Source organism: Streptococcus sp. FSL L8-0526, from assembly GCF_038007145.1.
GTDB classification, from domain to species: domain Bacteria; phylum Bacillota; class Bacilli; order Lactobacillales; family Streptococcaceae; genus Streptococcus; species Streptococcus thermophilus.
Genome location: NZ_JBBOWP010000001.1, coordinates 1,308,365 through 1,322,725 on the forward strand (window position 1 = coordinate 1,308,365; position 14,361 = coordinate 1,322,725).

At 38.7% G+C, this 14,361-nt stretch carries 12 protein-coding genes, 1 pseudogene and 1 riboswitch; of the genes and pseudogenes, 3 read left to right on the top strand and 10 right to left on the bottom strand.

Annotated features, from left to right (window positions below):
- Positions 1–2: 2 nt before the first annotated feature.
- From NSQ85_RS06935 to pcrA, 10 genes are all read right to left on the bottom strand, one after another.
- Positions 3–410, bottom strand: coding sequence for a Spx/MgsR family RNA polymerase-binding regulatory protein (locus NSQ85_RS06935; RefSeq protein ID WP_179974504.1), 408 nt, complete (start codon positions 408–410; stop codon positions 3–5).
- A gap of 69 nt (positions 411–479) precedes the next feature.
- The gene (locus NSQ85_RS06940; RefSeq protein ID WP_179974503.1) at positions 480–1,391 is read right to left on the bottom strand and encodes a bifunctional riboflavin kinase/FAD synthetase; all 912 of its coding nucleotides are present in this window, start codon (positions 1,389–1,391) and stop codon (positions 480–482) included.
- Positions 1,388–2,269, bottom strand: coding sequence for a tRNA pseudouridine(55) synthase TruB (gene truB / locus NSQ85_RS06945; protein WP_179972954.1), 882 nt, complete (start codon positions 2,267–2,269; stop codon positions 1,388–1,390). The genes NSQ85_RS06940 and truB overlap by 4 nt, the downstream gene beginning before the upstream one ends.
- Before the next feature lie 121 nt (positions 2,270–2,390).
- Positions 2,391–3,737, bottom strand: a complete 1,347-nt coding sequence (locus NSQ85_RS06950) for a DUF438 domain-containing protein (protein ID WP_179974502.1) — start codon at positions 3,735–3,737, stop codon at positions 2,391–2,393.
- 1 nt (position 3,738) lies between these two features.
- Entirely contained in the window at positions 3,739–3,972 is a 234-nt protein-coding gene (locus NSQ85_RS06955) for a DUF1858 domain-containing protein (RefSeq protein WP_179974501.1), read from the bottom strand.
- A gap of 88 nt (positions 3,973–4,060) precedes the next feature.
- On the bottom strand, positions 4,061–4,681 hold the full coding sequence (locus NSQ85_RS06960) for a restriction endonuclease subunit S (protein WP_179974500.1): 621 nt from the start codon (positions 4,679–4,681) through the stop codon (positions 4,061–4,063).
- 123 nt (positions 4,682–4,804) lie between these two features.
- Entirely contained in the window at positions 4,805–5,299 is a 495-nt protein-coding gene (tpx, locus tag NSQ85_RS06965) for a thiol peroxidase (protein ID WP_179974499.1), read from the bottom strand.
- Positions 5,272–5,733 carry an HAD family hydrolase gene (locus NSQ85_RS06970; RefSeq protein ID WP_232087379.1) on the bottom strand — a complete coding sequence of 154 codons (462 nt, stop codon included), beginning with the start codon at positions 5,731–5,733 and terminating at the stop codon, positions 5,272–5,274. Before NSQ85_RS06970 ends, tpx begins: the two co-directional genes overlap by 28 nt.
- Positions 5,734–6,181: 448 nt before the next feature.
- Positions 6,182–7,462: an O-acetylhomoserine aminocarboxypropyltransferase/cysteine synthase family protein gene (locus tag NSQ85_RS06975; protein WP_340781483.1), complete on the bottom strand. Its 1,281-nt coding sequence runs from the start codon at positions 7,460–7,462 to the stop codon at positions 6,182–6,184.
- Between the two features lie 120 nt (positions 7,463–7,582).
- On the bottom strand, positions 7,583–9,892 hold the full coding sequence (gene pcrA / locus NSQ85_RS06980) for a DNA helicase PcrA (protein ID WP_340781555.1): 2,310 nt from the start codon (positions 9,890–9,892) through the stop codon (positions 7,583–7,585).
- Positions 9,893–10,206: 314 nt separating this feature from the next.
- Positions 10,207–10,313: riboswitch (glycine riboswitch) on the top strand.
- A 94-nt stretch (positions 10,314–10,407) separates the two neighbouring features.
- Between pcrA and NSQ85_RS06985 the strand changes: the two genes are divergently transcribed.
- From NSQ85_RS06985 to NSQ85_RS06995, 3 genes and pseudogenes are all read left to right on the top strand, one after another.
- Complete coding sequence (locus NSQ85_RS06985; protein WP_340781485.1) at positions 10,408–11,751, top strand: alanine/glycine:cation symporter family protein; 1,344 nt, start codon at positions 10,408–10,410, stop codon at positions 11,749–11,751.
- Between the two features lie 127 nt (positions 11,752–11,878).
- The gene (gene mnmE, locus NSQ85_RS06990) at positions 11,879–13,249 is read left to right on the top strand and encodes a tRNA uridine-5-carboxymethylaminomethyl(34) synthesis GTPase MnmE (protein WP_179974496.1); all 1,371 of its coding nucleotides are present in this window, start codon (positions 11,879–11,881) and stop codon (positions 13,247–13,249) included.
- Between the two features lie 143 nt (positions 13,250–13,392).
- Positions 13,393–14,336 (top strand): annotated as a pseudogene (locus NSQ85_RS06995) (AraC family transcriptional regulator).
- Positions 14,337–14,361 lie beyond the last annotated feature (25 nt).

Genomic DNA, 14,361 nt, shown 5'->3' on the forward strand with positions numbered 1-14,361 from the left:
TGTTAATTACCCTTAATTTCAGCACTAATGGTCGCTTGACGCAATTCTTGCTTTCTATAGCCACGAGGCAAAAAGGCACGAATTTCATCTTCGTTAAAACCGATTTGCATATGTTTGTTATCCATAATGATTGGTCGACGAAGAAGATTTGGATATTCAGAAATCAATTGAATGAGCTCCTCAACTGTCAAATCATCCACATCAATATTCAACTTCTGAAAGACTTTAGAACGAGTTGAAATAATATCTTCAGTACCATTTTCCGTATAAGACAAAATCTTCATCAATTCATCGTGAGTTAATGGGCTCGTGATGATATTGCGTTCGTCAAAAGCAACTTCATGATTGATTAACCATGCTCGTGCCTTTCTACAGCTGGTGCAGCTAGGTGATATAAATAAAGTTACCATGTAAACGCCCTTTCATATTAACTTTCCAAAAATATTATACATTATTTGATTAGTTTTGGCTATGCTTTCTTAAAGTTTTTCTGCAATTTTTTTATCCGCTTTCAGTTGGTCATATAGCTCGTCTATATTATTGAACTTTATCATATCACGGATATAATCTAACCAGAAGACTTCGATTGTTTTTCCATATATATCACCTTCAAAATCAAAGATATTGGCTTCAAGACGTAACTCTGTACCACCAAAAGTGACGTTTTTTCCTAGGCTAGTCATGGAACGATAGCGCTTACCATCAATTACGACATCCGCTACATAGACACCATCTGCTGGTAGAATAGTCCTATCGATAGGTGCTAGATTTGCTGTTGGAAAACCAATAGTCCGGCCACGCGCATCACCATGTACCACAATACCTCGCGTAGAGAATTCATGTCCTAAGAGATTATTGGCCTCTTTCACATTGCCTTCTCGGATTAATTGACGAATGCGCGTTGATGAAATCTTTTCGCCACCACTTTGCTGTTCCTCAATGACATGAACAGTACCAGAAAAATTACGGTCTAAATAGTCCGTATCAGTGCGATGGTGTCCGAATTTATAGTCGAACCCAACTACAATCTCTTGAGATTTTAGACGGTTAATATAACGTGTAATGAAGTCGTCAGAACTTGTTCGAGCAAAATCACTATTAAAATCTATTAAGTAAAGTTGATCTGTGCCATAGGCTTTAAAAAGATTACAACGTCTCTGAGGTGCTGTGATATGCAGAAGGAGATCATCCGTATAGCGTTGGAAAGTCAGTTGAGGGCTCTCGTTAAAGGTAAGGACAGCTACTTCAAGCTGTTTTTCATCAGCAATCTGGCGCGCCTTATCAAAAAGGACTTTGTGACCACGATGAAGAGCATCGAAATACCCTAAGACCAAGACGGTTTCCTTATCCTGATGAATATCTTTATAATCGTTTATCGGCGTTACTTTCATTGACTTAATACTTTTCTAGGTTTATAGACTTGACCTCGCTTTTCCATAATAGCTAGAACTTTGTCGCTCAAAAAGGCAGCAACCAAAGGCTCTTGGCTATTAATTGTAATAAAGCGACCAAATGAGATTTCTTTGGCATCATCTTCAGTGACTTGTACGGCTGGCAGGTCCTGAACGCCAAATTCGATAGGGAGTAGGAAGGACTGATCTCCTGCTTCTACCATTTCAGAAATTTGTGACAGGCTTAGGGATGAATCTAATGTTAAACCTGCAGAAGCTGTTCGACGCAGAGCAGACATATGGCTAGCATAGCCTAGTTTTACACCCAAATCAACAGATAAGGTGCGGACATAAGTTCCTTTACTACAACCAACACGGAAGGTGAATCTTGCAGTACCGTTTTCTAGTTCAATAGGTGAGGTGCGGACAAACTCGGTAATTTTTACCTGACGTTGAGGACGTTCAACTTCTTCTCCAGCTCGGGCGTACTCATAAAGTTTCTTTCCGTTGACCTTAACCGCTGAATACATAGGAGGAATTTGTGTGATTTCTCCCTCAAAACTAGCCATCGCCTGATCGACAGTTGCTCCATCTAGCTCTTTTATTGGAGTTGTTTGGACGACTTCTCCACTAGCATCTTCGGTAGTTGTCGAAAATCCAATGATGATTTCGCCTTCATAGACTTTACCCGCTTCAGTCATGTATTCAATAACACGAGTAGCTTTTCCAACCGCTATAGGTAGAACACCAGTAACATCTGGATCAAGAGTTCCGCCGTGCCCAATTTTTTTCTCATGTAATATTTTACGTAGTTTAAAAACAGCATCATGACTGGTCATTCCAGCCTCTTTTTTTAGATTAATAATTCCTGAAATCATACTTTTAATTATATCAAAAGCAATCCTAAAGAGCTAGGTAGAAACATAAAGAGGCAGAGAACGACATCTCTAGCCTCCTAACTTTTATAATGAGAAGCAATCGCAGGACTACTTGTTCATTTTAATCGATATCTCTATTTAGATCACTTTCCAATTCAAAGAAAGGTTGAATATCTTGCACATACTCTAAGACACCTTGAAAATCCCCCTGGTCATCCCTGACAGCAGCATAAGTTACATAGACGAATTTTCCTAAACGTTTAGACTTGAACCACATTGGAACTTGGTCACGCTCCCCGCTTCTGAGTAAGTTAAAGATTTTCTTGACCTTATCAAGTACTTTGGGTGGATGACAAAGTTCAACATTTCTTCCAATTTGGCTAGGTGTTCGTTTAAAGACCATCTCATCTGCCGGGACATTATCATTGTAGTATTGGAAAACATCATCTTTATTAACAAAAGTGATTTCCAAAGGGAGATGATTAAGAATGAGATTAGCCTGTTCAACAGAAAGATAACCATTACCAAATGGCTGAGTGGTTTCTCTGTTTGCGACAGATTCATTTTTTGGTTTTGGTGTGAAGGTGATAGTGATTTGACCCTCAGGAGTGTCGATGATTCGAGTATTTTCGGTATTTTCCTCAGTCCTTGTCCTAGACTGTTCTTGAGGAGTCTTCGTATCGTCCTCTTCAAAACTCTCACGCTTAGGTTTCCAGACAGCTGAGGGTTTTATAATTGCATAGCCGTAGGCATCGCTTTCCTCGGCAATCGAAAGCCAATCATCCTGTGTGAAGGTTTCAAGCAGAATTATAAGTAAGATAGCCTCTTCTTTGAAGATCATAGCTTCAAATTCTTCCGAAAATGTTTCGAATGCTTTTGAGAATTCTTCAATATCAGAGTCCGGAAGTTCTTGGAGTTTAGCCTCTGCATCTCTAAAGAGTTTTCGGATATCGTCATCTACTCCCCACATAACCTTTGGAGGTGAATCGTGACCATAACGCTCCATAATGGGAAAGAAAAGCTTTTCTTTACGCGTATAATGATTGTGGAATTGCCCAAATAAAGTCATCTGATGCTTAAGTCCGTTTAATAAATTAGATTTAAAGGGCTCATTTTCAGGTTTACTGATGTTTTCTATGATACGACGGATACGAAGTATAGCTGAACGTAGGGCTAGATTTTCTTGCTTGAAAACATAGACAGGATGTCCCTCTTGATCAGCATCTGCTACTTCGACATCTGCAATTGCCCCCTTAAATAAGTTGGCATGGACATTACAGAGGCTCATTATATCTTCGAAGGTAACCCCATCTTCAGATGCCATCAATTCATGTTCCATCATAGATATTTCAAGTGCAGATACTCCCTTGAAGTGTTGATTGAAACGCTCTTGAACACTTTCGGGACTAGCTCCATGGTGTAAATCAAGGAGAATTTCTTTAAGTATTTGAATACGATTGTTTTCCATATTAGTCTCCGATGACATCATAACCATTGAACAGTAAGGTTTGCTTAATTTTAGATAAGGGAATATTTGCTAACTTAGAGCCATCTTTTAGACTTGTTACCTTACCAACAGTATTTAGCATAGCTGGGTTGGACAAGGGCTTGAAACCAAGATTAATCAGTAATTCCTTAACCTCTGGATGCTCTTTTATGGTTGTTGCAACAGGTTGTGATAAATCTATAGTGTTGGCAGTCATAATGACCTCCTAATAACATATTTACTACTTCCATTATACACGAGAAGAATGAAAAAAAGACCAACAAATCTTAGTTTGTTGGTCTTTTTTAATTCCCAAATAGGGCTTCTGTAACATTTTGCTGGATATTTTCCCACTCCTGCTCTGCACGAACCATCTTACGGTGGTAATCGGCACGCCCACGTAAGTAGGCAGCAATTTGATAATCTTGCTTAACAATCGGTATCTCAGGAATTTTAATATCCAAGAGGTCAGCTGTTGACAAATTTAGGACAGCCTTACCCTTATCAGCATAGTCTAAATAGGCACGCCCAATCTCAGTTTCAAGAAAGAATTTGATGTAGAAACCACGAAGTTTCTCTTTGGGACGAAGCACTGTGATATTTGATGAAGCGACTACTTCACGCTTTCCTTGATCTTCGAAAACAGCAACTTTCTGAACCGTTCCCTTAGAAGCAATAAGGACATCACCGTCTTCTAAAAGAAAGCGTAATAATTTTCGGCGTTCTTCAGAAAACATCTTTAGGTTATCGTAGGCAATGCCGTTGCTTGTCATATCCGATAGGTTAATAACTGCAAACTCGCCTGGTTCTGCCTTAGCAGGAACGGCTTTTCCTTTAAATTGATCGACAACATCGCCTAAACGAACGAGTTTATCTGTATTAGCTTCGTAATCGATAATAAGTTGAGGTCTTTCTTTTTCAGACATTGGATCTCCTTTTTATATTCCAGTATCCATAATGAGTATTGCTATACAATGATAGCAAGAAGCTAATACTTTTGCAAGTGAAAACTGTAATAAAGGCAAAAAAAAGAGACCTGAGTCTCTTAATTACAAACTTTTAACAGCTGCCACTGCTGCTTCATAGTTTGGTTCTGAATTGATATTGTCCAAATACTCAACATAGGTAATCTTGTTGTCAGCATCTGCAACTAAAACTGCACGAGCTAACAAGTGCCATTCTTCGATAAGGACACCATATTCTTTTCCGAAACTATTGTCATAGTAGTCAGAAAGCATGATAGCATTTTCAAGACCTTCAGCACCACACCAACGAGCTTGTGCAAATGGTAGGTCCACTGAAATAGTAATTACCACTATATCATCTAGTTCTGACAATTCCTTGTTAAAGGTACGTGTTTGAGTTGAACAGATACCAGTATCGATGGATGGAACGATAGAGATAACTTTTTTCTTACCGTCGAATTCTGAAAGTGTTTTTTGACTCAAATCTGTGGCAGTCAAGTTAAAGTCACGCAAGATATCTCCAACTTGAAGTTGCTTGTCTTCAGCTACTGTTACTTGTTTTCCGATAAATGTAGGCATGATAGTCCTCCAATACTTTTCTTACTATTGTACTGTAAATATTGGGATAAGCCTAAGCATTTGTTTAGAATTTTTTCAAACAGAAGTTTAATTTTTTTCAGCAATTCTGTGCTAACTGGAAGGATTATTTCATCCGCAAAGTCTTTTAGGTAGGGAAAATCACCAACTTGCACACCATATAAAGCATTCTTGAAAAGCGGAATATCATTTTTGTCATTCCCAAAAGCTACAAAATCCTTACCGAAATGATTCAAAACAGTACTTGCCTTTGTAACTCCCTTAGCATTAATGTAAAGACATCTTTCGATATCATGATAACTAAGATCTAAACACCTCAATTTGGTTAGATTAAAGATAAGGTCTTCACGTAGATTTTCGTGCTCTACAAGTGGGGTAACAACTTTTATGGGATTATTAAGTTCTTGAATTGGCAAAATTGTTGCTTTATTTAAAGGGTCAACTTTTTATAAGAAAGGGATTTTCTCAAGATTTTGAATAGCATAATTAAAAGTATCATCAATAAAATAAGGTAAATTAAAAGTGTTACAGTAATCAACGATTGCCGTAAGATCTTTTTTGTTTTAATCATGTATTTAAATACTAAACAATCATCTTGAAAGAGCTCTCCTCCATTTAGACCCACTACAGTTAATTTATTTAAATCTCCCTAAAATGCTAAGACAGTCTCTATAGGATTGTGCAGTTGAAAAATAATATCATGTCCATACTTAGGTGCTGATAAAATAACCTTTTATAGCCTTTTTGACATAGTCATGCCATCAAAACAGAGTGTTCCATCTAAATCAAAAACAAATTTATAGATATAGTATAACAAATAACCAGTTAAGGAGCCGGTTGAAATTCAAAGTATTAAAATACTTCCTAAATTTTATCAAGAGCAAGCGTTAAATCTTCAATCAGGTCATCAGCATTTTCCAATCCAACTGAGAGACGAATTTGATTTGGAGTGACACCACATGCCAATAAATCTGCTTCTTCCAATTGTTGATGAGTGGTTGTTGCAGGGTGAACAACCAAGGATTTTGCATCAGCAACGTTAGCTAAATCTGAGAAGATTTCAAGGTTGTCAATGACAGTTCGTGCTTCATCTTGCCCACCTTTGACATGGAAAGTGAAAATAGAACCTGGTCCTTTAGGGAAGTATTTTTGCGCCAAATCATAGTAAGGACTTGATGGCAATCCAGGATAATTAACTTTTTCAACTTTAGGATGATTTTCCAAGAATTCCACAATTTTCTTAGTATTTTCAACGTGACGTTCTACACGAAGTGAGAGGGTTTCAAGCCCTTGCAAGAGCAAGAAAGCATTGAAAGGCGCCAAGGCTGCACCTGTATCACGCAAAAGTTGGGTACGGAGGGCAGTAATAAATGCTGCTGCACCTACATCACGTGTATAACTGATATTGTGGTAAGAAGGATCCTCGTCCACCAATTGTGGAAATTTACCTGAAACTTCCCAGTCGAATTTACCAGAATCGACGATAAGTCCTCCGATAGTTGTTCCATGTCCACCGATAAACTTAGTCGCAGAGTGAACCACGATATCTACTCCGTGAGAGATAACGTTAATGAGATAAGGTGTACCGAATGTATTGTCTGCAACCAATGGAATCTTATGACTGTGAGCGATGTCAGCAATCTTTTCGAAATCTGGAATGTTGATGAGTGGATTACCCAAAGACTCAATTAAGATAAGTTTGGTATTATCTTTGATGGCAGCTTCAACTTCTTCATGATTATCAACATCCACAAATGTTGTTGTGATACCGTAGCGTGGAAGTGTTTCTTTTAAGAGGTTGAAAGTTCCACCGTATAGAGTTGTTGCAGCAACAACGTGGTCACCAGCGTGAGCCAAACAAAGCACTACATAGGTGATAGCTGCCATACCTGAAGCAGTTGCCAAGGCACCAACACCACCTTCAAGAGCTGCAATACGTTCTTCAAGTACTGCTACTGTTGGATTAGTAATACGAGTGTAAATATTACCAGGTTTTCTAAGTGCAAAGAGGTCTTCACCTTCTTGAGCATCGTCAAAAACATATGAAGTCGTTTGATAAATCGGAATAGCACGTGATTTAGCTTCCTTATCAGGAGCTTGACCGGCATGCAATTGTAGGGTTTCAAATGAAAATTCTCGTGTCATATGTGTTTCCTCCAAAACAAAAGTTGCCTTCATTCTATACCTAACAAGTCAAGCTGTCTAATAGAAATTTCTTATCAGAGTGATAGATAGGGATTATAAAAAGGATCGTACGATCCTTTTCTATTTCTTTTGGATAGGTGCTACGCTTGCCAAAACTTTTTTAAGTCCTATCTCTGGAAATTTAATTTTAAGTTCTTGGGTTTTACCGCTACCAGTCACTTCTAGGACGGTACCATCTCCCCACTTCTTATGGTGAGCAATATCTCCGATTTCCCAATCTGTAGCTCCTTTGTCAGAGTTTGGAGTTTTTCCAAAAGGAAGTCCTCCAGTAGCTTTTGAAAATGGCTGAGCAGAAGTCGCCCTTTGAGGTTGTACATTAGCTTTTCTAGTTTGTAGAGCTTGTTGTAAGCTCATGCCTTGCCCAAATTGTGTCGGTTCATCCTTTGTAAAACGGATGCCAAAGGATGAATTAGCAGGTCGTGCCAAACCTTGATATTGCAATAAATCATCTGAAATCTCTCGCAAGAAACGACTTGGACGATTGTAATTAGTCTTACCAAAAAGGGTCCGAGTATTGGCGTTAGTTAGGAAAAGAATCTCCTCAGCTCGTGTAATCCCTACGTAAGCCAAACGACGCTCCTCTTCGAGTTCATCTGGCTCTTCTGAGGCACGAGACAAAGGGAAGACGCCTTCTTCCATACCAATTAGGAAGACAACTGGGAATTCAAGCCCTTTGGCGGCGTGGAGGGTCATTAAGGTTACTTCTGCTGCCTCAACATCACCATCATCCGTGTCAGCAATCAAAGCCAAATCATTCAAGAAACGTCCTAAACGGTCAATGCCTGTCTCATCTTCAGTTCCATCTGTATTGGTCTCGTCGAAATTCTTTGTTACAGACATGAACTCTTCGATATTTTCAATGCGTGATTGGCTTTCAAGCGTTTGTTGCATGGACAGAGCATCCAGATAACCAGATTTGTCTAAAATAGCTTCTACAGTCTCGGTAATGCTTAGCCCATCCAACTGATCACGTAGGTTCAGAATCGTGTTAGCGAAATCGTAAACACCTTGGGCTGCTTTCCCCTTAATAGGAGACAACATGATATTAGCTGAAGCATCTAGGAGACTCATGTTTTGCTCATAGGCAAAGTTACGAATCTTTTCAAGTGTGCCAGGCCCAACTCCACGTTTAGGTTCATTGACGACACGTTCAAAACTAATATTATCCGAAGTGTTGGCAATCAAGTTCAAATAAGAAATAACATCACGAATCTCTTTACGACTGTAGAATTTTGTCCCACCAACCATTGTATAAGGAATATTAGACTTGAGCAAGGCTTCCTCAATGGTACGAGACTGAGCATTGGTACGGTAAAGAACAGCGAAGTCTTTGTAATTCTTGACTTTTTCACGGACGATATTATCGATTGTTGAAGCTACGAATACAGCTTCATCACGCTCGTCGTTAGCACGGTAATAAACAATCTGTTCACCTTCATCATTTTGAGTCCAAAGTTTCTTAGGACGGCGGTTGCGGTTATTCTTGATGACTTCGTTAGCCGCTTGAAGAATCTTCTTGGTTGAACGGTAGTTTTCTTCCAGAAGGACAACCTTAGCTTCAGGATAATCCTTCTCAAAATCAAGAATGTTCTGCATATCAGCTCCACGCCATCCATAGATTGATTGGTCAGCATCACCCACGACACAGATATTCTTAAAGCGTGAAGCTAGGAGTTTTACCAATTGGTATTGAGCATGGTTGGTATCTTGATACTCATCTACGTGAATGTACTGATAACGTTGCTGATAATAAGCGAGGACATCGGGATTTTTGTCAAAGAGACGAAGAGTCATCATAATCAAATCGTCGAAATCCATGGCCTCACTACGACGAAGTTCTTCTTGATAGGCCTCGTAACATTTTGCTACGATTTGCGTATACATGTCACCAGCTTGATGCTCATAAGCTATCTCATCTAAGAGGTCGTTTTTGGCGTTAGAAATGGTCCCTAAAATGGCGCGTTCATTCCACTTTTTAGGATCTAAATTCAGATTCTTGAGAATACGTTTCATCAAAGTACGTTGTTCTCCTGGATCCACAATAGTAAAGTTTCTGTTGTAGCCAATATGATCCGCTTCACGACGAAGGATTCGTACACACATGCTATGGAAGGTCGCAATCAAGGTTTCTGAAGTTGCGGGATTTAAAGCCACTGCACGTTCACGCATTTCACGGGCAGCCTTATTGGTAAAGGTAATGGCCAAAATATTCCAAGGATTGATCATTTTTTCGTCGATAAGGTAGGCAATACGATGGGTAAGGACACGAGTCTTACCTGATCCAGCACCAGCCATAATCAAAAGAGGGCCTTCAGTCGTTTTGACTGCTTCGGCCTGTTTATCATTCATACCAGTTAATAATGGGTTCATCATATTCTCCATTCTCAAAAATAAGCTCTACTATTTTATCATTTTTCAGATGAAAATGCAGAGTCTATTCGTAATAGAAAAAAATAATTTAGTGAAAAACTGTTTTTTTTGCTAGGGTCTCAGCTTAATAAAAAGGGTGACATTACGTGCTTTTTGAGAGATTGAAGACTGTAGATAACGATAAATTGAAAGCTCAATATTCGGATTTTTTTACGTATATAATAAAATTATATGTTGACAGCGTTCGATTTTTTCGATAAGATGAAACCGCAATAAAATAATAACCGAGTGATGTCATCAGGATGACTGGTGATTGACGGACTTCTGGAGAGATCTTGAAACGGCTTGTGCTGTAGACAAGACACCGAAGGGGCAAGGGATAAGACCCGAAACTCTCAGGTAAAAGGACAGAAAGCGTTGAAAGTTTTTAACTTTCAGTAATAGCTTTGTATTTTCAGGGGTCTGGCTAAGCCAAACCTTTTTTTGACGTCTCGGTTTAAGGAGATTTTAAACGCATGTTAGACTTTTTCACTTCCATTGATGACTTTGTATGGGGACCTCCCCTTCTTGTCCTTCTTGTAGGAACTGGTATCTACCTTACAATCCGTCTTGGACTTTTGCAAATCATTCGTCTGCCTAAAGCCTTTAAACTTATCTTTGCTGAAGATAAAGGAGAGGGTGATATTTCTAGTTTTGCAGCCCTTGCCACAGCACTTGCTGCAACTGTTGGTACTGGTAATATTGTTGGTGTTGCGACAGCCATTAAGACTGGTGGGCCTGGCGCTCTTTTCTGGATGTGGATTGCTGCTTTCTTTGGTATGGCAACCAAATATGCTGAAGGTCTCTTAGCCATTAAATTCCGTACGTTTGATGACCAAGGAAATGTCTCTGGTGGACCAATGTATTACATCACACACGGTTTTAGTGGAAAATGGCAAATAATCGCTAAGCCTTTAGCCTACTTCTTCGCTTTTGCTGGCGTTCTTGTCGCATGGTTGGGTATTGGTACCTTCTCGCAAGTTAACTCAATCACATCATCTCTTCAAAACAGCTTTGGTTGGTCACCAAAAATTGTTAGTGTTATCTTAGCTCTTATTACTGCTACTATCATTTTCGGTGGTATTCAATCTATTTCAAAAGTATCCGAAAAAGTTGTGCCATTTATGGCTGGTCTTTACATCATTGCCGCACTTATTGTCATTTTTGTTAATTTCAATCAGCTGCTCCCTGTGCTTGAGATGGTTTTCCAATCAGCATTTACTGGTAAAGCTGCTGTCGGAGGTTTTGCTGGAGCAACTGTCATGGATGCTATGCGACTTGGTATTGCACGTGGGGTATTTTCTAATGAATCAGGTCTTGGTTCTGCCCCTATTGCTGCTGCTGCTGCCAAGACTGAAGAGCCTGTTGAACAAGGTCTGATTTCTATGACAGGTACCTTCATCGATACTATTATCATTTGTACGCTTACTGGACTTGCTATACTCGTAACTGGACAATGGTCTGGTAGCTTAGAAGGTGCACCAATGACACAAGCGGCCTTCTCTTCTATTTTTGGAACTTTTGGAGAACTTGCTCTAACATTTTCTTTAGTCTTGTTTGCCTTTACGACTATTCTAGGTTGGTCATATTATGGGGAACGTTGTTTCGAATTTATTTTCAAATCTACCAAATTCCTCTCATTCTATCGTCTTGTTTTTATAGTTATGGTCGCTCTTGGTGGCTACCTAACACTTGAGGTTGTTTGGAAAATTGCGGATATCGTAAACGGCTTGATGGCATTGCCTAACTTGATTGCCCTCCTAGTCCTTTCACCAATTATTCTCAAAGAGACTAAATCATATTTTGAACGTCATAAATAAGGAAAAGAGCTCATGCTCTTTTTGCTTGCCTTTAAAGGTACCAATCCTTGCTACTACTGCTCATTTGAGTTACAATGAAATTAAATCATTTTAAAACTTGTAAAGAAAAAAATCCAAAGGAAAAACTATGTCAATTACCAAAGAATTCGATACTATCACTGCTATCTCAACTCCCTTAGGTGAAGGTGCTATCGGTATCGTCCGCTTGTCTGGGACCGATGCTATTGCTATTGTTAATAAGGTTTTCAAAGGTAAAAATCTTGAAACCGTTGATTCTCATACTATCAACTACGGCCATATTGTCGAAAATAATGAAATTATTGATGAAGTCATGGTCAGTGTTATGCGTGCACCAAAAACCTTTACACGTGAGGATGTCGTAGAAATCAACACACATGGTGGTGTCGCAGTTACAAATGAAATCCTTCAACTCCTTATCCGTTCTGGTGCTCGTATGGCCGAACCAGGGGAATTTACCAAACGTGCCTTCTTAAATGGACGGATAGATTTGACCCAGGCTGAAGCTGTCATGGATTTGATTCGTGCCAAAACTGATAAGGCTATGACTGTTGCTGTCTCTCAGTTAGATGGTTCGCTTAAAAATCTCATTAACAACACACGCCAAGAAATCCTTAATACTTTGGCACAAATCGAAGTCAATATTGATTACCCAGAGTATGATGATGTTGAAGAAGTTACCACAAATCTAGTCCGTGAGAAAACTCAAGAGTTCCAGGCTCTCTTGGAAAATCTTCTTGCAACTGCCAAACGAGGAAAAATCCTACGAGAAGGTCTTTCGACAGCAATCATAGGCCGTCCTAATGTCGGAAAATCTAGCCTTCTCAACAATCTCCTACGTGAGGAGAAAGCCATCGTCACTGATATTGAAGGGACTACCCGTGATGTTATTGAAGAATACGTTAATATCAAGGGTGTTCCTCTTAAGTTAATCGATACCGCTGGTATTCGTGACACAGATGATGTGGTCGAAAAAATTGGTGTTGAGCGTTCTAAAAAAGCTCTTGAAGAGGCTGATTTGGTCCTTCTTGTGCTTAATAGTTCTGAATCACTTACCGACCAAGACCGTACACTGCTTGACATCAGCCAAAATAGCAACCGAATCATTCTCTTAAATAAGACGGACCTTCCACAAGCTATCCAGATTGAAGAGCTTCCTGAAGACCTTATCCCAATTTCAGTCCTCAAAAATGAAAACATTGACAAAATCGAAGATCGTATCAACCAACTCTTCTTTGATAATACTGGCTTAGTAGAAAAAGATGCTACTTATCTTTCAAATGCACGTCATATTTCACTCATTGAAAAGGCGCTTGAAAGTCTCGAAGCCGTTAATCAAGGTCTTGAATTAGGTATGCCTGTTGACCTATTACAAGTTGATATGACTCGCACATGGGAAATTCTTGGCGAAATTACTGGTGATGCCGCACCGGATGAGCTTATTACTCAACTCTTTAGTCAGTTCTGTCTCGGTAAATAGACACAACTTAATTTAAAATAAAAAGATAGATTGCTATCTTTTTATTTTAAATTAAGTTATTACAGAAATATAATTATGTTAAATATAATAAATTTATACCTTAAAATGATTTTGCCATGCTTTTCGAAAAAGAAAATGCTATCATGGTACTATCCTATGATTTTGAAAGGTTAATGATGGGTCAACAAACTACTGATACTGATTTTAAACATTTTATAGATTTTGATGATAATCTTCTTTCTTTTAGACTAACTGAAACTAAGGTTGAAAATGGACAACCTGACATTCTTTTTCATTGGCACCCAGAACTTGAAATCTAATACGTCTATGAAGGGACTGCTCGCTATCACATTGATTATGACTATTTTGATAGTTAGGCTGGAGATATCTTTCTAATTCGTCCTAATGGACTCCATTCTGTCCATCCTATTGATAATCAGTCGCACCCATATGACACTCTTCATTTTCATTTAGATATGTTAGGACAATCTCCAGTGGATCCTCTTAGTCTCCGTTATCTTCAACCCTTACAAAATTCTAATTTTAAGTTCAAACAATGTTTAAAACCAACTGATGAGGGGTATTCTGAAATTAAGGGAACCCTATTTGCAATTTTTAAGATCATTCTCGACAAAAAGAGAGACACTACGAGATTTTACTTAAGTCCAAATTGGAGGAACTCATCTACCTCTTCTACTACTATCGTTTGGTAAAGAGAAAGACTTCTGATAATCATCATCGTAAAAATGAAAAAATTCGGGAAATCATTGATTATATCAATAAGCATTATGTTGAGACGCTTACTATTGAACAATTGTCCGAGCTCATGGGGGGTACAGTAAGACGCATTTTATAACCATATTTAAACAACATACTGGTACCTCTTGTACTGAATTTATTATTCAGGATAGACTGAACGCTACTTGTGAGGAACTCCGTAATTAGCGTAAAACCAGTTTTAGAAATTTCTACGAGCGTTGGTTTTAACAACCTTTCAAACTTTAACCACCAATTTAATCATTATTATGCTCAAACACCGAGCCAGTACAGGAAGACAAATTGCAACAAGAAAACAAATAAGAGTTAACCATTGGTCAACTCTTATTATTTAT